This window comes from Limobrevibacterium gyesilva (assembly GCF_025989185.1).
In the GTDB taxonomy this organism is placed as follows: domain Bacteria; phylum Pseudomonadota; class Alphaproteobacteria; order Acetobacterales; family Acetobacteraceae; genus Limobrevibacterium; species Limobrevibacterium gyesilva.
Map to the genome: position 1 here is coordinate 1 of NZ_JAPDNT010000042.1, position 19,754 is coordinate 19,754.

General features: G+C 68.6%; 18 protein-coding genes and 1 tRNA gene. 11 read left to right on the top strand and 8 right to left on the bottom strand.

Annotated elements, in window-relative coordinates:
* The 3 genes from OL599_RS23860 to OL599_RS23870 form a co-directional block, all read left to right on the top strand.
* A partial coding sequence (locus tag OL599_RS23860) for a glycosyltransferase (protein ID WP_264716547.1) occupies positions 1-1,901 on the top strand: 1,901 nt, incomplete at its 5' end.
* Between the two features lie 78 nt (positions 1,902-1,979).
* The gene (locus OL599_RS23865; RefSeq protein WP_264716548.1) at positions 1,980-2,990 is read left to right on the top strand and encodes a hypothetical protein; all 1,011 of its coding nucleotides are present in this window, start codon (positions 1,980-1,982) and stop codon (positions 2,988-2,990) included.
* Between the two features lie 100 nt (positions 2,991-3,090).
* Positions 3,091-4,329, top strand: a complete 1,239-nt coding sequence (locus tag OL599_RS23870) for a glycosyltransferase (RefSeq protein ID WP_264716549.1) — start codon at positions 3,091-3,093, stop codon at positions 4,327-4,329.
* Between the two features lie 140 nt (positions 4,330-4,469).
* On the opposite strand, the gene ppa is transcribed toward OL599_RS23870, so the two are convergent.
* The gene (ppa, locus tag OL599_RS23875; RefSeq protein WP_264716550.1) at positions 4,470-4,997 is read right to left on the bottom strand and encodes an inorganic diphosphatase; all 528 of its coding nucleotides are present in this window, start codon (positions 4,995-4,997) and stop codon (positions 4,470-4,472) included.
* Positions 4,998-5,163: 166 nt separating this feature from the next.
* On the bottom strand, positions 5,164-7,260 hold the full coding sequence (locus OL599_RS23880) for a sodium-translocating pyrophosphatase (protein WP_264716552.1): 2,097 nt from the start codon (positions 7,258-7,260) through the stop codon (positions 5,164-5,166).
* 212 nt (positions 7,261-7,472) lie between these two features.
* Here OL599_RS23880 and OL599_RS23885 point away from each other — a divergent pair.
* The 3 genes from OL599_RS23885 (at position 7,473) to OL599_RS23895 (ending at position 10,090) form a co-directional block, all read left to right on the top strand.
* A tRNA-Ile gene (locus tag OL599_RS23885) sits at positions 7,473-7,546 on the top strand.
* Between the two features lie 112 nt (positions 7,547-7,658).
* The gene (gene ettA, locus OL599_RS23890) at positions 7,659-9,338 is read left to right on the top strand and encodes an energy-dependent translational throttle protein EttA (RefSeq protein WP_264716553.1); all 1,680 of its coding nucleotides are present in this window, start codon (positions 7,659-7,661) and stop codon (positions 9,336-9,338) included.
* 242 nt (positions 9,339-9,580) lie between these two features.
* Positions 9,581-10,090: a GNAT family N-acetyltransferase gene (locus tag OL599_RS23895; protein WP_264716554.1), complete on the top strand. Its 510-nt coding sequence runs from the start codon at positions 9,581-9,583 to the stop codon at positions 10,088-10,090.
* 6 nt (positions 10,091-10,096) lie between these two features.
* Here the strand turns inward: OL599_RS23895 and hpnH are convergent, their stop codons facing one another.
* Positions 10,097-11,254, bottom strand: a complete 1,158-nt coding sequence (gene hpnH, locus OL599_RS23900; RefSeq protein ID WP_264716555.1) for an adenosyl-hopene transferase HpnH — start codon at positions 11,252-11,254, stop codon at positions 10,097-10,099.
* 102 nt (positions 11,255-11,356) lie between these two features.
* Between hpnH and OL599_RS23905 the strand changes: the two genes are divergently transcribed.
* Positions 11,357-12,028, top strand: coding sequence for a TetR/AcrR family transcriptional regulator (locus OL599_RS23905; protein ID WP_264716556.1), 672 nt, complete (start codon positions 11,357-11,359; stop codon positions 12,026-12,028).
* A gap of 3 nt (positions 12,029-12,031) precedes the next feature.
* Positions 12,032-12,454, top strand: a complete 423-nt coding sequence (locus tag OL599_RS23910) for a DUF3293 domain-containing protein (RefSeq protein ID WP_264716557.1) — start codon at positions 12,032-12,034, stop codon at positions 12,452-12,454.
* Here the strand turns inward: OL599_RS23910 and OL599_RS23915 are convergent.
* The 3 genes from OL599_RS23915 to OL599_RS23925 are packed head-to-tail and all read right to left on the bottom strand — an operon-like array spanning position 12,446 to position 14,805.
* The gene (locus OL599_RS23915; RefSeq protein ID WP_264716558.1) at positions 12,446-13,336 is read right to left on the bottom strand and encodes an alpha/beta fold hydrolase; all 891 of its coding nucleotides are present in this window, start codon (positions 13,334-13,336) and stop codon (positions 12,446-12,448) included. The genes OL599_RS23910 and OL599_RS23915 overlap by 9 nt on opposite strands.
* A gap of 10 nt (positions 13,337-13,346) precedes the next feature.
* Positions 13,347-13,955: an MlaC/ttg2D family ABC transporter substrate-binding protein gene (locus OL599_RS23920; protein WP_264716560.1), complete on the bottom strand. Its 609-nt coding sequence runs from the start codon at positions 13,953-13,955 to the stop codon at positions 13,347-13,349.
* A 46-nt stretch (positions 13,956-14,001) separates the two neighbouring features.
* Positions 14,002-14,805, bottom strand: a complete 804-nt coding sequence (locus OL599_RS23925; protein WP_264716561.1) for an MlaA family lipoprotein — start codon at positions 14,803-14,805, stop codon at positions 14,002-14,004.
* A 187-nt stretch (positions 14,806-14,992) separates the two neighbouring features.
* On the opposite strand from OL599_RS23925, the gene metF reads away from it, so the two are divergent.
* A complete protein-coding gene (metF, locus tag OL599_RS23930) occupies positions 14,993-15,946 on the top strand; it encodes a methylenetetrahydrofolate reductase [NAD(P)H] (RefSeq protein ID WP_264716562.1) in 954 nt (317 codons plus the stop codon).
* Positions 15,947-15,963: 17 nt separating this feature from the next.
* Here metF and OL599_RS23935 read toward each other — a convergent pair whose 3' ends face one another.
* The gene (locus OL599_RS23935) at positions 15,964-16,089 is read right to left on the bottom strand and encodes a hypothetical protein (RefSeq protein WP_264716563.1); all 126 of its coding nucleotides are present in this window, start codon (positions 16,087-16,089) and stop codon (positions 15,964-15,966) included.
* 119 nt (positions 16,090-16,208) lie between these two features.
* Between OL599_RS23935 and OL599_RS23940 the strand changes: the two genes are divergently transcribed.
* Both OL599_RS23940 and OL599_RS23945 read left to right on the top strand, forming a co-directional pair.
* Entirely contained in the window at positions 16,209-18,413 is a 2,205-nt protein-coding gene (locus OL599_RS23940) for an ATP-dependent helicase (protein WP_264716564.1), read from the top strand.
* A gap of 22 nt (positions 18,414-18,435) precedes the next feature.
* The gene (locus OL599_RS23945; protein ID WP_264716565.1) at positions 18,436-19,317 is read left to right on the top strand and encodes a 50S ribosomal protein L11 methyltransferase; all 882 of its coding nucleotides are present in this window, start codon (positions 18,436-18,438) and stop codon (positions 19,315-19,317) included.
* Here OL599_RS23945 and OL599_RS23950 read toward each other — a convergent pair whose 3' ends face one another.
* Positions 19,318-19,650, bottom strand: coding sequence for a DUF1127 domain-containing protein (locus OL599_RS23950; RefSeq protein ID WP_264716566.1), 333 nt, complete (start codon positions 19,648-19,650; stop codon positions 19,318-19,320).
* Positions 19,651-19,754: the final 104 nt, after the last annotated feature.

Here is a 19,754-nt window from a genome sequence, read left to right on the forward strand (position 1 = left end):
GTTTGCGACTCACCCTTGATTGCCTGGCGTCGGTGCGGGCGCATGCGCCCCCGGGCACGCGCATCATCGTCGTCGACGACGCCTCGCCGGAGCCGGAGCTGGCGCGGGCGCTGGCGGCGCTGCGGCGCCGCGGCGACATCACGCTGCTCAGCCATGCCGCCAATCAAGGCTTTCCGGTCAGCGCCAATGCCGGGCTGCGCGCGGCCGCTGCCTTGCCGGACCGGCCGGACATCGTGCTGCTGAACAGCGACACGCTGGTGCCGGCGGGCTGGCTCGAGGGGTTGCGCGCCGCGGTGCACGCCGTCCCGGACATCGGCACGGCCACGCCGCTGTCGAACGACGCCACCATCCTGAGCTACCCCGACGCGACGGCCGCCAACCCCGCGCCCGACGCCGCCGCGCATGCGCGCCTGGCGCGGCTGGCCGCCGCCGCCAATGGCGGAATGTCCGTCGAGATCCCGACCGCCGTCGGGTTCTGCATGTATATCCGCCGCGAATGCCTGGACGCCGTCGGCCTGTTCCGCGAGGACCTGTTCGCCCAGGGCTACGGCGAGGAGAACGATTTCTGCATCCGCGCCCGCCATCTGGGCTGGCGGCACGTGGCGGTGCCCGGCGTCCATGTGGCGCATGTCGGCGGCCAGTCCTTCGGCGCCGCCCGCGCGCAGCTGATCGCCCGCAACCTTGCCGTGCTGGAACGGGTGCATCCCGGCTACCGCGACCTCATCGCCGAATTCCAGGCTGCCGATCCGCTCGCCGAGGCGCGGCGGCGGCTGGATAGTGCGCGCTGGCGTGCCGGCCGGTCGCGCAGGGGCGCCGTGATCCTGGTGACGCATGACAGCGGCGGCGGCGTGGAGCGGGTGGTGCGGCAACGCTGCGCCACGTTGCGGGCCGAGGGGCGGCGCCCGATCGTGCTGCGCCCGGTCTGGCGGCGCGAAGGCGCGCGCGCCTATCTGCCCGGCCTGTGCCTGGTCGGCGACGGCAGCGCCGGCGCCTTCCCCAACCTGCGCTTCGCCATCCCCGGCGAGCTTGCGGCGCTGGCGCGGCTGCTGCGCGCCGACCGGCCGGCGGCGATGGAGGTGCACCATCTGCTCGGGCATGACCATGCGCTGCTGCAACTGGCGGAGATGCTGGGCATCCCCGTCGATACGCATGTGCACGACTACGCCCTGTTCTGCCCCCGCATCACCCTGGTCGGCCGGGAGGGGCGCTATTGCGGCGAGCCCGACGATGCCGCCGTTTGCGAAGCCTGCGTGACCGATCTCGGCCGCAACGTCGCCGAGGACATCCCGGTCGCGACCCTGCGCGCCCGTTCGGCGGCCGATCTCGCGGCGTCGCGCCGCGTGGTCGTGCCGGCCGCCGATGTCGCGGCCCGGCTGCGCCGGCACTTTCCCGGCGCGGCCCCGGAGGTGGAGCCGCTGGAGGACGACGCCGATCTGCCGCCCGCCGCAGCCCTGCCGGCCACCGGCCCGCGGCGCGTTTGCGTGGTCGGCGGCATCGGCACCGAGAAGGGTTATGATGTCGTGCTGGCCTGCGCCCGCGACGCGGTTGCGCGTGGCCTGCCGCTGACCTTCACCATCGTCGGCCACACGCCCGACGACGGGCGCCTGCTGGACACCGGCCGGGTTTTCGTGACCGGCCCCTATCGCGAGGACGATGCCGTCGCGCTGATCCGCGATCAGGGCGCGCACATGGCGTGGCTGCCGTCGATCTGGCCGGAAACCTGGTGCTTCACGCTGGGCCACGCCTGGCGGGCGGGCCTCGCCGTGGCCGCTTTCGATATCGGGGTTCCCGCGGAGCGTATCCGCCGCACCGGCCGTGGGTGGCTGTTGCCGCTCGGCCTGCCCGCGCCCGCGATCAACAACGCGCTGCTTGCTGTGCGAACGGTTGCAGGCGATGTATGAGCCTTTGACGAACACCACCCGTTAACCGATACGCCCCGCGCAACAAACCGTATCAAGATACAGAATAGCGAGATCCGCATGCCCGAAGCCGCCAGCGAGCGCCCCAACAAGCTTGTCAACGAACTCCGGGTATCCGGACATCTCATGACGCTGGAGGCCGGGCTGTTCTGCATCGTGCAGAGCCCGTCGAAGGTGATCAATGCGGCGGCCGGGCTGCCGGGTGTCCGCGTCTCGCTCCCGCCGGGGCCGATGGGGCGGCCCGAAGCCGTGTCGATCGCGACGTTCCGCGACGACGGCTGGCTCAGCGGCTTCGGCGACGCGGCCCTGGTTCGCGTCGTCGGCGGCCCGGCGCAGATCCTGGTGACGGTGTACCAGGCACCGGACGTCCAGGACGGCGCACCGAACCTGCAGGTGCTGCGGCTGGCCGACGGTGCCGCCGCCGCCGGCGCGGTGGCCGGCGCACCCGGGGCAGGGGCGGCGGCAGCGGCCCAGCCGCAGCACCAGGCCCAGCCGGCCGCGTCCAGGTCCGTGGACGTGGTGGCGCATATCCAGAGCCGCGGTGACGTTCCCGGCGAGCTCGGCGAATGGCTCGGCGAGCCCGGCAGCAAGCGCTGGATCGAAGGTTTCGGCATCGCGCCGTCCAACGGCATTGCCGCCGGCGACATCGAATACCAGGCCGTGCTTGGCCGTGGCTGGCTGTCGCCCTGGGTGGAAGGCGGCCAGTTCTGTGGCAGCCGCGGCATGTCGTTGCCGGTGCTCGGCCTGAAGCTGCGACTGCGCGGGGCGGCCGCCGAGGCGTTCGAGTGCAGCTATTCCGCCACCTTCGTCGATGGCACAGAGGTCGGGCCGGTCAAGGCCGGCGAGGCCTGCGAGGCCGAGAGCCTGGCGCCGTTGGAGGCGTTCCGCATCGATATCCGGCCGCGCGGCCAGGTGGCCGAAGTGGCTGCCCCGGCCGTGCCACGGACTGCCACCAAGCCGGCAGCCACCAAGCCGGCAGCGGCCAAGCCGGTGGGGGCAAAGGCAAAGCCAGCAGCCAAGAAGCCCGCCAGTGAGAAGACCGGGGCCAAGGCGCCCCGCCGGCGCTCCTGACCGGTTCGCCGGCGTCCGCATCCCGGGCGCCGGCCCCGGCTTTCCTGCTGCCCGCACGGCCCGGTCCCGGCCCGCGCCGCGTCGCAAACGAGATGCCCGCTTGAAATACCTGTTCGTTCACCAGAACTTTCCCGGCCAGTACCTGCACATCGTCAGGCACCTGCTGGCCGATCCCGCGAACGAGGTGGTGTTCATCACCGAACCCAACGTGAACGGGCTTGCCGGCGTGCGGCGCGTCAACTACCAGCTGCCGCGCCTGAACCTGGAGACGACGCCGCCCGCCGCCCGCGATTTCAGCACGGCGTCGGTGCGCGCGGAGATTGTCGCGCGGATGGCGGGCAACCTGAAGACCCTGGGCTTCACCCCCGACATCATCATCGGCCATCACGGCTGGGGCGAGCTGCTGGAGCTGTCGGATGTGTGGCCGGGCGTGCCCATCCTCGGCTATTTCGAGTTCTACTACTCGCCGACCGGACAGGATGTCGGCTTCGACCCCGAGTTCCCCGTGGCCGAGGGAAACCATGCGCGCATCCGCGCCATGAACGTGGTCAACCTGCTGGCGCTGGCGCTGCAACAGCACGGCCAGACGCCGACGCGCTGGCAGCTGACGCGGTACCCTGACTGGGCGCAGAAGCAGATCCGCCTGCTGCCGGAGGGGGCGCGGCTGGACCAGTGCAAGCCCGACCCGAAGGCGCACGCCAGGCCGCTTGCGATCAAGAACTTCACGATCAGGCCCACGGACAAGCTGGTCACCTATGTGGCGCGCAACCTGGAGCCGTATCGCGGCTTCCACGTGATGATGCGGGCACTGCCGGACCTGCTGCGGGCCCGCCCGGACGTGAAAGTGGTGATGGTCGGCGGCGACGATGTCAGCTACGGCGCGCGACTGGCCAACAGCACCTGGCGCCAGCACATGGAGAAGGAGCTGGCCGGCAAATACGACACCAGCCGCGTGCTGATGCCCGGCCAGGTGAGCTATGACCTGTATCTGCGCCTGCTGCAGCGGTCGGACGCGCATGTCTACCTGACCTACCCGTTCGTCCCCTCCTGGTCGTTGCGCGAGGCGATGGCGTGCGGCTGCGCGATCGTGGGTGCGGACGTGGAGCCGGTGCGGGAATTCCTGACCGACGGCCGCACCGGCCTGCTGACGCCGTGCCTGGACCCGAAACGCCTCTCCAGGCGCATCCTGGAACTGCTGGAAGACGACAGGCTGGGCCGGCGCCTGCGCATCGGGGCCCGCAAGCACGCCGAGGCGCATCTGGACATGGCGAACCATATCGCCGCCTACGAGGCGACGATCCGCGACCTCACAGGGCGGGAAGTCAGCCGGGCGGCGTAACGCAACATCGGTTCATACCAGCGGTCATTCTTCATGGCCGCTGGTATGAACCGATGAAATTGCGCGTCAGAACAGATGCCGCAGCGCGGCGGGCGCGGCTGCGGGGGCCAGAGGCAAAGCCCCTGGCCCGTCTTTTCGGATTATTTCTTCTTGGCCGCCGCGATCGACTTCAGGATCTCGGCTTCGGCCTCGGCGCGGCCGCCCCAGCCCGCGACCTTCACCCACTTGTCCTCCTCGAGGTCCTTGTAGTTCTCGAAGAAGTGCTCGATCGCCCGGCGGGTGATCGTCGGCAGGTCGGAGATGTCGGCCACGTCCGCGTGCTGCGGGTGGATCTTGTCGTGCGGCACGCAGATGATCTTGGTGTCGTTGCCGGCTTCGTCGTCCATTTTCAGGATGCCGATCGGACGGGCGCGGATGACGGCGCCCGGCACCACCTGGGCCGGCACCAGCACCAGCACGTCGGCAGGGTCGCCGTCATCGGCCAGGGTGCCGGGGATGAAGCCGTATGCGGCCGGATAGGCAGTGGGGGTGAACAGGAACCGGTCGACGACGATGGCGCCGGACTCCTTGTCGATCTCGTATTTCACCGCTGATCCCTGCGGAATCTCGATCACCACGTTGATGTCGTGGGGCGGGTTCCTGCCGGTGGAGATCTTGTCGACGTTCATGGGGTGTATCCTTCGGGCCGCTATATCGTGGCGGCGGCAGACGTAATCCATCGTCTCGAAGGTGTCCATGCGCGATTGCTGCGTCGCAGCAAAACGAAATGGTAATGAAATCAATGCGTCAGAAGAAAAAGCCCCGGGGGTATTTCCCCCGGGGCCTTCGTCGCGATCAGCCGGCGAGGCTGGCCAGGATGGCGAGTAGCAGCAGCGCCACGATGTTCGTGATCTTGATCATCGGGTTCACCGCCGGACCCGCGGTATCCTTGTACGGGTCGCCCACGGTATCGCCGGTCACGGCCGCCTTGTGCGCGTCCGAACCCTTGCCGCCGTGATTGCCTTCCTCAATGTATTTCTTCGCGTTGTCCCATGCGCCGCCGCCCGAGGTCATCGAGATGGCGACGAACAGGCCGGTCACGATGGTTCCCAGCAGCATCGCGCCGAGCGCGCTGAAGCCCGCGGCGCGTCCGCCGATGGCGGAGACGACGAGATACAGCGCGATCGGGGCCAGCACGGGCAGTAGCGAGGGGATCAGCATCTCCCGGATCGCGGCCTTGGTCAGCATATCCACCGCGCGGCCGTATTCGGGCTTCGCGGTGCCGGCCATGATGCCCGGAATCTCCTTGAACTGACGACGAACCTCAACCACCACCGCGCCGGCGGCCCGGCCGACCGCGGTCATGCCCATGGCCCCGAACAGGTAGGGCAGCAGGCCGCCGATGAACAGGCCGATGACCACGTACGGGTTCTGCAGCGTGAAATCGACGTTCAGCTTCGGGAAGTAGTAGTGCAGATCCTCCGTGTAGGCGGCGAACAGCACCAGCGAGGCGAGGCCGGCCGAGCCGATGGCATAGCCCTTGGTCACGGCCTTGGTGGTGTTGCCCACCGCGTCCAGCGCGTCCGTCGTCTTGCGAACATCGGGCGGCAGATCGGCCATTTCCGCAATGCCGCCGGCGTTGTCGGTAACCGGACCATAGGCGTCCAGCGCCACGATCATGCCGGCCAGCGACAGCATCGTGGTGGCGGCGACGGCGATGCCGAACAGGCCCGCCACCAGGTAGGACAGGATGATGCCAAGGCAGATCACCAGCACCGGCAAGGCGGTCGCTTCCATCGAGACCGCGAGGCCCTGGATGACGTTGGTGCCGTGGCCGGTGGTGGAGGCCTGCGCGATGCTGCGCACCGGGCGGTACTCGGTGGACGTGTAGTACTCGGTGATCCACACCAGCAACCCGGTCACGCCCAGGCCGACCAGCGCGCACTCGAACAGGCCGAACCCGGTGACGGAGCCGTTCGCGCCCATCTTCACCGGCGTGGAGAAGCCGACCATGGAGGCGATGACGAACGCGATCGCCACCACTGACAGCAGGCCGGTGACGATCAGGCCCTTGTACAGCGCGCCCATGATGTTGTTGCTGCTGCCGAGCTTCACGAAATAGGTGCCGATCACCGAGGTGATGATGCACACGCCGCCAATGGCCAGCGGCAGCATCATCATCGTGTCCGCGTCCGCGCCGGTGAAGAAGATGTTGCCCAGCAGCATCGTCGCCACGATGGTCACGGCATAGGTCTCGAACAGGTCGGCGGCCATGCCGGCGCAGTCGCCCACGTTGTCGCCCACGTTGTCGGCGATCACGGCGGGGTTGCGGGGGTCATCCTCGGGGATGCCGGCCTCGACCTTGCCCACCAGGTCCGCGCCCACATCGGCGCCCTTGGTGAAGATGCCGCCGCCGAGACGGGCGAAGATGGAGATCAGCGAGGCGCCGAAGCTCAGCCCCACCATGGCTTCCATCACCGGCCGCAGATTGTCGCCCGACATGTTGGCGCGCAGCACGAAGTAGTAGATGGACACGCCCAGCAGGCCGAGCCCCACCACCAGCATGCCGGTGATCGCACCCGACTTGAAGGCGATGTCCAGCCCCGCCGCGAGGCCCTGGCGCGAGGCCTGGGCGGTGCGCATGTTGGCGCGAACCGAGACGTTCATGCCGACATAGCCGGCCGCGCCCGACAGCACGGCGCCGATGGCGAAGCCGATGCCGACGCGCAGGCCCAGCGTCGCCGACAGCAGGATCAGGATCACGATCCCCACCAGGCCGATCGTGGTGTACTGGCGGTTGAGGTAGGCGCGCGCCCCCTCCTGCACCGCCGCGGAGATCTCTTGCATTCGGGCAGTGCCGGCATCCGCCGCCAGCACCTGGCGGGTCGTGATCAGGCCATAAATCACCGCGACGATGCCGCAGGCGATTATGGCAAGTTGGGCCAAAGTCATTCGATACGCCTCCTCAGTTCTTGCGTAGGGCCGATAAGGCACGGCTTTTTTCGTGCCCGCGTTGGACGCGCGGGGTGACAGAGCCGTAATATTATGTGGATAGATCGCAGAGTTGCCAACAGCAGGCAACATGACCATCTAATTGCGGCCCGCCTGCGCCCGGCGAGCCCGGTTGCGCTCGACGTCGGTCTGCGGAATGCTCGCGCGGCGACGCGCCTGTAGCTCAGTTGGTTAGAGCGGGCCGCTCATAACGGCTTGGTCGCAGGTTCGAATCCTGCCGGGCGCATATCCCCCTTCACCGCACGCGCGGCGCGCATGCCCCCCGGGCATTTGCGCCCGCGCGCGCACCCCCGTAGAACACCGGGCATCACCGCATCGCTGCCCGCAGGAACCAGTTCATGGCCAGCTACCAGTACGTCTATGTGATGAAAGACCTGACCAAGGCCTTCCCGGGCGGGCGCGAGGTCTTCAAAGGCATCACCCTGTCCTTCCTGCCCGGCGTGAAGATCGGCGTGCTCGGCGTCAACGGCGCCGGCAAGTCCACGCTGCTGAAGATCATGGCGGGGATCGAGAAGGAATACGGCGGCGAGGCCTGGGCCGCCGAGGGCGTGCGCGTCGGCTACCTGGAGCAGGAGCCGAAACTCGACGAAACCAAGACCGTCGCCGAGAACGTCATGCTGGCTTTCGGCCCGCTGAAGGCGGCGATCGACCGGTTCAACGAGATCTCGCACGCCTTCGCCGAGCCGATGGACGACGAGCAGATGAACACCCTGCTGGCCGAACAGGCCGAGCTGCAGGAGAAGATCGACGCCGAGGACGGCTGGGAACTCGACCGCCGCATCGAAATCGCGCTCGACGCCCTGCGCTGCCCGCCGCCCGACAGCCCGGTCACCAGCCTCTCCGGCGGCGAGCGCCGGCGCGTGGCGTTGTGCCGCCTGCTGCTGGAAAAGCCCGACCTGCTGCTGCTCGACGAGCCCACCAACCACCTCGACGCCGAAAGCGTCGCCTGGCTGGAAAAGACCCTGCGCGACTACGCCGGCACCGTGCTGGTGGTGACCCACGATCGCTACTTCCTGGAGAACGTCACCAACTGGATCCTGGAACTCGAACGCGGCCGCGGCTACCCGTTCGAAGGCAACTACTCGTCCTGGCTGGAACAGAAGCGTAAGCGTCTGCAGCAGGAGGAGAAGGAAGAGACCGCCCGCATGCGCGCGCTGGCCGCCGAATCGGAGTGGATCGCCTCCAGCCCGCGCGCGCGGCAGACCAAGAGCAAGGCGCGAATCCAGAAATACGAGGAACTGCTGCAGAAGAGCCAGGAGCAGCAGATGGGAGTGGCGGAAATCGTCATCCCGCCCGGCCCGCGCCTGGGCAGCACCGTCATCGAGGCCGAGGACCTGCGCAAGGCCTACGGCAACCGGCTGCTGATCGACGACCTGAACTTCAAGCTGCCGCCCGGCGGCATCGTCGGCGTGATCGGCCCCAACGGCGCCGGCAAGACCACGCTGTTCCGCATGATCACCGGCCAGGAAACCCCCGACGCCGGGACCTTGCGCATCGGCGACACCGTGAAGCTCGGCTATGTCGACCAGAGCCGCGAAAGCCTCGATGCCAACAAGACCGTGTGGGAAGAGATCAGCGGCGGCACCGACGTGATCTATCTCGGCAAGCGCGCCGTGCCCTCGCGCGCTTATGTCGGCGCCTTCAACTTCAAAGGCTCCGACCAGCAGAAGAAGGTCGGCATCCTCTCCGGCGGCGAGCGCAACCGCGTGCACCTCGCCAAGATGCTGAAGTCGGAAAGCAACGTCATCCTGCTCGACGAACCGACCAACGACCTCGACGTCGACACGCTGCGCGCCCTGGAAGAAGCCCTGACCGACTTCGCCGGCTGCGCCGTCATCATCAGCCACGACCGCTGGTTCCTCGACCGCCTGGCCACCCACATCCTCGCCTTCGAAGGCGACAGCCACGTGGAATGGTTCGAAGGCAACTTCGAAGCCTACGAAGAAGACAAACGCCGCCGCCTCGGCGCCGACGCCACCGAACCCCACCGCATCAAATACCGCCCGCTGCAACGCTAGGGCGGGTGCGTGGCCGGGGGAGGGAAGGAAGGCCAGGGGCTTTGCCCCTGGACCCCACTAAGGGCGGAGCCCTTAGAACCCGAAACTTTAAGGGGTTTGGATAAGCGGGGGCAGACTGTGCCGGTGGCTATGGCACGGTTGGCCCCCGCTTATCCAAACCCCTTATGTCATGGGATCCAAGGGGCCTCTGCCCCTTGGCGGGTCCAGGGCAGAGCCCTGGCCTTCCTTCCTTTCCCCCCGCCATGAATCCGACCTGGATCGTTCGCACCGGGCGGTTGGTGATGCGGCCGGTGGGGGGTGGGGATTTGGCGGATCTGGTTGCCTTGAAGGCGGATCCGCAGGTGTTTGCGGTGATGCTGGGCGGGGTTCGTACGCCGGAGCGGGCGGCGGAGGAGTTGGCCGAGGACATCATGTTCTGGGGCGCGCATGGCGTGGGCATGTGGGCGGTGCGCGATGCCGTGACCGAGGCGTTCCGCGGCTATGTCGGCATGCACCAGCGGCCGGACGGGCGGGGGATCGCGTTGCGGTTCGCGTTCGTCGCGGCCGCGCAGGGGCGCGGCTATGGCAGCGAGGCGGCCGGTGCGGCTTTGCGCTTCGGGCATGAGCGGGCGGGGCTTGCGCGCATCATTGCCGTGGCGCGCGAGAGCAACATCGCCTCGCGCCAGGTGCTGGGCGGCATCGGCATGGTGGAGTGCGATGCCTATCTGCGCGACGGCTACCGCGTGCTCGTGTACGAGAGCACGCGGGGCTGAGGCGGCTCAGGCGTCGATGGATTCCTGCTCCGGCTGGGTCTTGCGGGAGCGGATGTCCGCCAGCGCCTTTTGTACGTGGCTGGAATAGACGTATTCCGCGGGGCGCTGCCGGTCCAACGGGATGTCCGGGGCCATCGGGCCTTCCGTGCGCGGGCCGTTGAGTGCTACCATAGCGGCCTTCAGCGGGTGCTTCACCGAGTCCATGACAGCGGTGGCCTCGTAGCCGCTGTGCACCATGCAGTTGGCGCATTTCTCGTAGTTGCCGGTGCCGTACTTGTCCCAGTCGGTGTCTTCCATCAGCTCCTTGAAGGTCTTGGCGTAGCCTTCGCCGAGCAGGTAGCAGGGCCGCTGCCAGCCGAAATAGGTGCGGGTGGGGTTGCCCCAGGGCGTGCAATGATAGGTCTGGTTGCCGGCCAGGAAATCCAGGAACAGGCCGGACTGGTTGAACTCCCAGCGCCGCTTGCCCGGCCGTTTCTTCTCGCGCGAGAAGATGCCGCGGAACAGCTCCTTGGTGCGCTTGCGGCTGAGGAAGTGTTCCTGGTCCGGCGCGCGCTCATAGGCATAGCCGGGGGAGACCGAGATGCCGTCGACGCCCATGTCCATGACGCTGTCGAAGAAGGCGGCGTAGCGGTCGGGGTCGGCGCCGTCGAACAGGGTGGCATTGATGATGGTGCGGAAGCCGGCGGCCTTGGCCTTGGCGATGGCGGAGACGGCGCGATCGTAGACGCCGTCCTGGCAGACCGACTTGTCGTGGTCGGCCTTGTCGCCGTCCAGGTGCACCGACCAGCTGAAGAACTTGTTCGGCTTGAACAGGTCCATCTTCTTTTCCAGCAGCAGGGCGTTCGTGCACACGATCACGAACTTCTTGCGGGCGATGATGCCCTGCACGACCTGGTCGATTTCCTTGTGCAGCAGCGGCTCGCCGCCGGCGATCACCACCACGGGGGCGCCGCATTCATCGACCGCTTCCAGGCATTCGGCGACGGACAGGCGCTGGTTCAGAATCTCGGGCGGATAGTCGATCTTGCCGCAGCCGGCACAGGCCAGGTTGCAGCGGAACAGCGGTTCGAGCATCAGCACCAGCGGGTAGCGCTTGCGGCCGATCAAATGCTGCTTGACCACGTAGGCGCCGACACGAAAGGCCTGGTGCAGAGGGATGGACATCGGCGCTGTTCCTGAACACGAATAAGACGTCGCGTTCGGATTTATCGAAATCATCGGGTCGCGTCAATTGAGCAATCGGCAATGAGACGGTAGACGAAACGCATGGCCTCCCGCCCTGCCTCCCGCCGCGCCGCACCTGCCCCCGACCAGCCTGCGGCGGGGAGTGCCCGGCGTGCGCCCATGCAGGGCCGCAGCCACGAGACAGTGCAGCGCGTGCTGGCGGCGACCGCGGCGCTGCTGGGCCGCGGCGTGTCGGTGGAGGCGTTGACCACGGCGCAGATCGCGGCCGAGGCCGGGCTGTCGGTGGGCGGGCTGTATCGCTTCTTCCTGGACAAGCAGGCCATCGTGGATGCGATCGCGGTGCGCCACATGGAGCTGTTCCAGGAGGCGCTGGCCGGCCAGATGATGCTGGCGTTTCCGTCGGACCAGACGGCGTTCCTGGGCGCGGTCATCGACGCCTTCGCCGCCTATCTCGAAGCCAATCCCGATTTCTGCACCGTCGCCTATGGCGCGCCGGGGGGGGGGCGCTATGTCAGCCGGCCGACCCGGGAAGCCTATGCCGGCTCGGGCAACGTATCGGATCTGGTGCGCTCGTTCCTGTCCGAGGCCTTCGACATCGAGATGACGGAGACGTTCGAGTTCCGCCTGCGCCTGGCCATCGAGGTCGGCGACCGCCTGCTGGCCTATGCGTTCGAGCAGCCGGATGAAGCCGGCCGCCGGCGGGTCCTGGAGGAAGCCAAGCGGGTGCTGGCCTTCACCGTCTTCGGCGCCTGACGCGTGTTCCCGGCCTGCCGGCGGCTGCAGGCGGCCTATCTGGCGACCGACTATCGGGCGCGCGTGGCTGGCCGCGGCGTGGTGATCCGGATCGGCGTTCGAGTCGCGGCGGTGGATCGCGCCCTGGCGCGGGGCGGCGCCAGGGCAGGGTGCTTCGTCACCGCCTGCAACCCGCAGGGGCGGCTGCTGCCTCACCCGCGCAACCGGCGGGCGATGGCGCGGCTGCGTTGGTATCTGCGCGGATGCCGGTTGCGTTTCGCCGAAGCGGAGGGGCGGGGCCATGGCGGGGACTGGCCGGCGGAGCCCAGCCTGCTCGTGTTCGGCCTGGACCGCGCCCGCGCCGCGACACTGGGACGGCGCTGGCGGCAGAACGCCGTGGTGCATGTCCGGCGCGGCCAGCCCGCGGTGCTGCTGGCCTTACGTTGACGCGGCGCCCAGCTCCAGCAACGCATCGATCACCGCATCCGGGGCTTCGCGCGGCAGGAAATGGCCGGCGACCGGGACCAGCCGGCGCCGGTAGGGGCCGGTGAAGCGGTGGGCATCCGGATCGGCCTGCGGTGGCGGCGCCACGCCGTCCGCCGCGCCCTCCAGCGCGATCGTGGGCACCGTGATCGGCGGCTGCAGGGCCAGGCGCTGCTCGATCGGCGCCAGCGCCGGGTCGCCGGGGGCGGCGCCGTAGCGGTGGCGGTAGGACTGGATCACGACGTCGATGAAGTCGGGATTGTCCCAGCTCGTCGCCGTACGGGCGAAGGTGGGGTCGTCGAAGCGCCAGTTGGGCGACCAGAGCTGCCACAGCAGCCGGCAGATCTCGCGCCGGTTCTGCGCGAGCCCGAAGCGCCCGCGCTCGGTGTGGAAATACCACTGGTACCAGTAGCGATATTCGGCCATGGCCGATGCCGGCCGGGCGGCGGCGGCGATGTCCTGGATGTTGTAGCCGCCGATCGAGACCAGCGCGCGCACCCGCTGCGGCCACAGGGCGGCGACGATGCAGGCCGCCCGGCCGCCCCAGTCATAGCCGGCGAGGCTCGCCTGCCGGATGTCCAGCGCATCGAGGAACGCCAGCAGATCGGCCCCCAGCGCCGCCTGCTGGCCCGAGCGCGGCGTTGCCGGGTCGAGGAACCGGGTCGGGCCGTAGCCGCGCAGCCACGGCACCAGCACCCGGCAGCCGGCCCGTGCCAGCTTCGGGGCCACGCCGTCCCAGGTGCGCACGTCGTCGGGGAAGCCGTGCAGCAGCACGACCACGGGGCCGCCCTCAGGCCCGCTGGCCTCGTAGGCGATATCGAGCGTGGCGGTGCGAACGCTCGGCACCGGCGGCGCGTCAGCTCTGCTGGTTCGCTTGCTGGCGCATCGCGTCGATCAGCGCCTGCACGTTGTTGTTGTTGCGCGCCAGATAGGCGGAATAGTCGCTGCGCTGGGTCAGGCGCAGGCTGGTGCCCTCGGCGATAACGTCGATGATCTTGGGGCCGCCGGTGGACATGCTGACCAGCCAGTCCACCTTGTTCGGCGCATTGCCGGGCCGGATCACCGTGCTGGACACGGCCACGACATCGTCGCGCGTCTGCGGACGGCCGATGATGAAACTCACGCCCTGGTATTCGCCCACCTTGCCGGTGATGTTGTTCACCAGGACCTTGTGGAACAATTCCGTGTACTCGCGCTGCTGGGCGGGGGTGGCGCTGCGCCAGAACCGGCCCAGGCAGAACCGCGCCACCTCGACCACGTCCACATCGCGGTCGACGATCTTTTCCAGCCCCGCCTGCTTGTCCTTCAGCGTCGCCGGTCCGTTCACGATGGCCGTGAGATCGCGGCCGAGCTTGTCGATGAAGGCGAGCGCCTGGTCCGTGGCGTCCGCCGCGGCCGGCCGCCCGGCGAGCGGGACAGCTGCAAGGCCGGCCGTAGCGAGGATCAGGGTGCGTCGTGTCAGCATGTCAGGGACACCGTCCAAATGCATTCAATGAACATAACCTATCAGATCAGGGTGTTTTTTTCACGGCCGGCTGGCTCGCCGCGGGTTGGGACGGCCACGGATTGGTGGCGCGCTTGTCGTTGATGGCGTCGTCGATCTGCGAATGCCGGTGCTGGCGCGCCAGGCTGCGGATGGTGGCGTAGGGATCCAGCGCCTGGGCGGTGATCTTGTCGAGGTCCGTCAGCACCCGCTCGCGCGCATCAATGGCACCCAGGCCGAGGCGGCCATAGCTCAGCCCTGTCGCGATATCGCCCTTGGCATAGAACAGGGGGTCCATCAGCAGGTTGACACCGAAGCCGACGGCGTCGCGCGGGTTGCTCGGGCCCAGGATCGGCAGGAACAGGTACGCGCCGTCCGGCATCCCCCAGACCGCCAGCGTGATGCCGGCGTCGCTGTCGTGCTGCGGGTAGCCCCAGTCGCCGGCGACGTCGAAGATGCCGGCCAAGCCGATGGTGCTGTTGATCAGCATCCGCATCAGCGTGTCGCCGGCCCGCCGCGGCTTGCCCTGCAGCATGTCGTTGGCCAGCACCACGGGCGTGCCCAGGTTGGTCAGCACGTTATGGGTGTGGGTGCGCACTGTTTCGGGCATGACATAGTGATAGGCAAGCGCGATCGGCCGCAGGATCACCACGTCGATGCCGTTGTTGATGTTGTAGAAGACCCGGTTTGTGGGCTCCAGAGGGTCGTTGTTCTCCTTGTATTCCGCCAGCGCGTCGGGATCGCTGGCCGGCGGAGGCGTGGCGCACCCCATGACCGCGGCGGACATGACGAGGACGGCGCCCAGCAGGGCAGGTTGGAGGATGGCGCGCATCGATACCCTCGGTTCGGCGGTGAGCGGACGGACCGACGTCATACGCCGGGGGCCGGGCCGGATGGAAGCAACCAGGTCGCAGAAGCTGTTATATATAGAGCCTGATCGAGGGCGGCGAAGGCTTTGCACGATGACGTTGATGCGACACCCCTTGCGCCCGGGGCCCGTTCCGCGATTTACAGGGCGGATGAACCACGCGCCCGCATCCCAGGCCGAAGTGCTCGCTCCGCTGGAACGCTGGCTGACCGGCCCCCGTTTCGGCGCCTTGCCCGCGCGCGACGCGGCCCACCCGGCGCCGGCCCTGTCCTTCGAGTTCTTCCCGCCGCGCACCGAGGCGCTGGAGACTCAGCTGTGGAACTGCATCCGCCGGCTGGAGCCGCTGGCGCCGCGCTTCGTCTCCGTCACCTACGGCGCCGGCGGCACCACGCAGGAGCGCACGCACGCCACCGTGAGCCGAATCGTCACCGACACCACGCTGACGCCCGCCGCACACCTGACCTGCGTCGGCGCCACGCGCGACGAGGTGGACGAGGTGGCGCGGCGCTACTGGGATGCCGGCGTTCGCCATATCGTCGCCCTGCGCGGCGACGTGCCCGGCGGTGGCGCCTATGCGCCGCATCCCCAGGGCTACGCCTACGCCGCCGAACTGGTGGCGGGACTGAAGCGGGTGGCGGATTTCGAGATCTCGGTCGCCGCCTATCCTGAGACGCATCCGGCGGCCGCGAGCGCCGAGGCCGACCTCGACAACCTCAAGCGCAAGCTGGATGCCGGCGCCAGCCGCGCCATCACCCAGTTTTTCTTCGAGACCGAGACCTATCTGCGCTACCTGGATCGCTGCCTCGCGGCCGGGATCACGGCGCCGATCGTGCCGGGGATCATGCCGGTGTCCAACTTCGCCCAGGCGGCGAAGTTCTCGGCACTCAACGGCGCCAGCGTGCCGGCCTGGCTGGGGCACCTGTTCGAGGGCACCGAGGACGACCCGGAGACGCGTCGCATGGTCGCCGCCGTGGTGGCCGCTGAGCAGGTGCGGCTGCTGCAGGCAAATGGCGTGGACGAGTTCCATTTCTACACGCTGAACCGGCCCGACCTGACCTTTGCGATCGCCCACATCCTGGGCGTGCGGGCCGTCGGAGCGAAATAGAAGCGAAGCCGGTCTCGTCAGCGGCCCGAACCGAGCGGCGGCAACAGCCGCTGGTCGGCCGCGGCCGGCAGCGCGGCCAGATCGAGCGGCATGTTGCGGTTGCCGTTCATCAGCCCGGCCGAGGCGGCAAGGAAGCGATCCACGCCATGCAGGGTTGCGCGGCGGGGATTCCCCCTGCTTCGCTGGTTGGACGCGTTCGCCAGGCGTTCTATATCCTGTGCTCTGCCGTGTCGGAATCCTGTCCCATCATGCCCAGCCCGCGATGAATGACTACCTCTCCCGCCTGAATGCCGAGCAGCGCGAGGCCGTCGAAACCGTCGACGGCCCGCTGCTCGTGCTGGCCGGCGCGGGCACCGGCAAGACGCGGGTGCTGACGACACGCTTCGCCCATATCCTGCTGACCGGCCGCGCCTTTCCCAACCAGGTGCTGGCGGTGACGTTCACCAACAAGGCGGCGCGCGAAATGCGCGAGCGCGTGTCGGCCATTCTCGGCCGCCCCGCCGAAGGGCTGTGGCTGGGCACGTTCCACGCCTTGTGCGCGCGCATGCTGCGCCGGCATGCGGACCTCGTCGGCCTGAGCAGCAGCTTCAACATCCTCGACACCGACGACCAGCTGCGCCTGCTGAAGCAGGTGATGGAAGCCGGGCGCGTCGACGCCAAGCGCTGGGTGCCGCAGGCGTTGATGGCGATCATCCAGCGCTGGAAGGATCGCGGCCTGACGCCGGAGCGGGTGACGCCGGCCGAGGACACGGATTTCGCCGATGGCAAGGCCCGCACGCTGTACGCCGCCTACCAGGAACGCCTGCATGCCCTGAACGCCGCCGATTTCGGTGATCTGCTGCTGTACATGACGGAAATCCTGCGCGGGCATCCGGACGTGCTGGCGCAGTACCACCGCATGTTCCCCTACATCCTGGTGGACGAATACCAGGACACCAACCTGGTGCAGTATCTGTGGCTGCGGCTACTCGCCCAGGCGCACAAGAACATCTGCTGCGTCGGCGACGACGACCAGTCGATCTATTCCTGGCGCGGCGCCGAGGTGGAGAACATCCTGCGCTTCGAGAAGGATTTTCCCGGCGCGCGCATCATCCGGCTGGAGCGCAACTACCGCTCCACCGCGCCGATCCTCGCCGCGGCTTCGGGCCTGATCGCGCACAACGAGGGCCGGCTCGGAAAAACCCTGCGTCCCGGCGGCAACGATGCCGATGGCGAGCGCGTCACCGTGGTCAGCCTGTGGGATTCCGACGAGGAGGCCCGCATGGTCGGTGAGCGGATCGAATCGCTGCGCCGCGACGGCCATGCGCTTGCGGAAATGGCCGTGCTGATGCGCGCTGGTTTCCAGACCCGCGCGTTCGAGGAGCGGCTGATCACGCTGGCCATTCCCTATCGCGTGGTCGGCGGCCTGCGCTTCTACGAGCGCGCCGAGATCCGCGACGCCATCGCCTACGCGCGCATGCTGCACCAGCCGGCCGACGACCTCGCCTTCGAGCGTATCGTCAACGTGCCGCGCCGCGGGGTGGGCGAGCAGGCGCTGCGCGCCATGCACGAGCGCGCGCGCGAGCGGCAGATCCCGCTTTCCGCCGCCGCCTTGTCGCTTGCCGAGGAAGGCGCGCTGCGCGGCAAAGTGCGTGATGCCATCAAGGAGCTTTTCGCGGGCTTCGCGCGCTGGCGCGAGTTGCTGGAGCGCGACGGCCATGTGGTGACACTCGCCACCCTGCTCGACGAGAGCGGCTATACCGAGATGTGGAAGCAGGACAAGTCGGCCGATGCGCCGGGCCGGCTGGAGAACCTGAAGGAGCTGGTGCGGGCGGTCGCGGATTTCGACACGCTCGCGGGCTTCCTCGACCATGTCAGCCTGGTGATGGAGAACGAGGAAAGTGCGGAGTCCGACCGCGTCGGGCTGATGACTCTGCACGCCGCCAAGGGGCTGGAATTCGACACCGTATTCCTGCCGGGCTGGGAGGAAGGGCTGTTCCCCAGCCAGCGCACCATGGACGAAAGCGGCGCGAAGGGGCTGGAGGAGGAGCGGCGGCTGGCCTATGTCGGCCTGACCCGTGCGCGCCGCCGCGCCATCGTCAGCCATGCCGCCAACCGGCGCATCTACGCCAACTGGCAGAGCAGCATTCCCAGCCGCTTCATCGACGAACTGCCGGACGCGCAGGTCGAGCGCAGCGGCTCGGCCGCGCTGCAACGCGACCGGATGATCGCGGCCCCGTCCTTTGGTGGAGCGGGCTTTGGCGGCCAGTTCCCGATGGTGGCGCGCCGCCCGGTCCGCACCATCGAGGCGTGGGAGCAGCCGGCCCGCCCCGCGCGCGCCGACGCCATTCCCGTGGGCGCGCGGGTGTTCCACCAGAAATTCGGCTACGGCACCGTCACCGCCGCGGAGGACGACAAGCTGGATATTGCCTTCGACAAGGCGGGCGCCAAGCGCGTGCTAGATCGTTTCGTGGAACGCGCCAAATGAGTCGTCGCGTGGAACGCGCCACATGAACCGTCGTCACGCCACCATGCTTGAGACGGTGAGTGTCGTCGTGCCCGAGGATGCCGTGGAGGCCTACGAGGCAGCGCTGCAGGGGGCCTGCGGCACGGTCGGTCTGTTTCTCGACGACGATACCGGGCTGTGGCACCTCGAAGGGGTGAAGGACCAGGGCGAGGGCGAGGCGGAGCTTGCCACCGGGCTGGCTCTGGCCGCCGCGGCCACCGGCGTCGATGCGGAGCTGTCGCGCCACGAAACCCCGGCGGAGGGATGGCTCGCGCGCACCTACGACTCGTTTCCCGAGCAGCTCGTCGGCCGCCGCTTCGCGGTGCGCGGCACGCATCTGTCCGGCCCCGCAACGCCGGGAAGGCTGCTGCTGACGCTGGATGCGGGGGTGGCGTTCGGCTCGGGGGAGCACGGTTCCACGCGCGGCTGCCTGCGCGCGCTGGAGCGGGTGGCCTATCGCCGGCCGCGGCGGATCCTGGACCTCGGCACCGGCTCCGGCATCCTGGCCATGGCTGCCGCGCGGCTGCTGCATCGGCCGGTGCTGGGCACCGATATCGACCCCTGGTCGGTGCGCGTCTCGGCCGAGAACGCGGCGTTGAACGGGCTGGCGAAGCAGGTGCGCTTCCGGCGGGCGGACGGGTGGTCGTCACCGGTGGTGCGGACCCCGGCGCCGTACGACCTGATTTTCGCGAACATCCTGGCGCGGCCGCTCTGCGGCATGGCTCGCCATCTTGCCCGGCACCTGGCGCCGGGCGGCACCGCCATCCTCGCCGGTCTGTTGGACAGCCAGGCACGCTGGGTGCTGGCTGCCCACAGGCGGCAGGGACTCCGGCTGGACTTCACGCTGCGCGAGGGACGGTGGACGACCCTCGTGCTGCGGACCTAGTCAGGCCGTGAGGAAGCGGCCGTTGGCGGCGCGGAGGCTGGCGCGGTCGGCGTTGCGCCGGGCGGCGAATTCGGGGTCGAACACGCGCGTCAACTCCGAACGGGTCAGGCCGATATCGGCCAGCTCGTGGTCCGTCAGCGAGGACAGCTCGTCCAGCACGGCACGGCGGCGCGGCATCTCGATCAGCCAGCGCACGGCGGCGCCGACCTTGGCGAACAGGCCGAGCGGCTGGGGCTCCGGCTGCGGCATGTACTCGACCTCGTCCTTGAAGTAGTGGGAAAGGCTGTTCGGAAGCAGAAGAGCGATCTCTTCCTTGGAAACATGGGCGTTCATCGTATCAGTCCCTGGCTTGATCGTGGCGGGCTCCGTGCTCCGTTGCAGGTCGCCGCGCGATCATGATGCAGTGCAACATAAGCATTTCGGTTGTGCCGATAACC

What these genes read in the sequence shown, in the direction of transcription:
- OL599_RS23865 (WP_264716548.1), top strand. Translation starts at nt 1,980, where the DNA reads ATGCCCGAAGCCGCCAGCGAGCGCCCCAACAAGCTTGTCAACGAACTC.
- ppa (WP_264716550.1), bottom strand. Translation starts at nt 4,997, where the DNA reads ATGAACGTCGACAAGATCTCCACCGGCAGGAACCCGCCCCACGACATC.
- OL599_RS23880 (WP_264716552.1), bottom strand. Translation starts at nt 7,260, where the DNA reads ATGACTTTGGCCCAACTTGCCATAATCGCCTGCGGCATCGTCGCGGTG.
- ettA (WP_264716553.1), top strand. Translation starts at nt 7,659, where the DNA reads ATGGCCAGCTACCAGTACGTCTATGTGATGAAAGACCTGACCAAGGCC.
- OL599_RS23895 (WP_264716554.1), top strand. Translation starts at nt 9,581, where the DNA reads ATGAATCCGACCTGGATCGTTCGCACCGGGCGGTTGGTGATGCGGCCG.
- hpnH (WP_264716555.1), bottom strand. Translation starts at nt 11,254, where the DNA reads ATGTCCATCCCTCTGCACCAGGCCTTTCGTGTCGGCGCCTACGTGGTC.
- OL599_RS23905 (WP_264716556.1), top strand. Translation starts at nt 11,357, where the DNA reads ATGGCCTCCCGCCCTGCCTCCCGCCGCGCCGCACCTGCCCCCGACCAG.
- OL599_RS23920 (WP_264716560.1), bottom strand. Translation starts at nt 13,955, where the DNA reads ATGCTGACACGACGCACCCTGATCCTCGCTACGGCCGGCCTTGCAGCT.
- OL599_RS23925 (WP_264716561.1), bottom strand. Translation starts at nt 14,805, where the DNA reads ATGCGCGCCATCCTCCAACCTGCCCTGCTGGGCGCCGTCCTCGTCATG.
- metF (WP_264716562.1), top strand. Translation starts at nt 14,993, where the DNA reads ATGAACCACGCGCCCGCATCCCAGGCCGAAGTGCTCGCTCCGCTGGAA.
- OL599_RS23940 (WP_264716564.1), top strand. Translation starts at nt 16,209, where the DNA reads ATGAATGACTACCTCTCCCGCCTGAATGCCGAGCAGCGCGAGGCCGTC.
- OL599_RS23945 (WP_264716565.1), top strand. Translation starts at nt 18,436, where the DNA reads ATGAACCGTCGTCACGCCACCATGCTTGAGACGGTGAGTGTCGTCGTG.
- OL599_RS23950 (WP_264716566.1), bottom strand. Translation starts at nt 19,650, where the DNA reads ATGAACGCCCATGTTTCCAAGGAAGAGATCGCTCTTCTGCTTCCGAAC.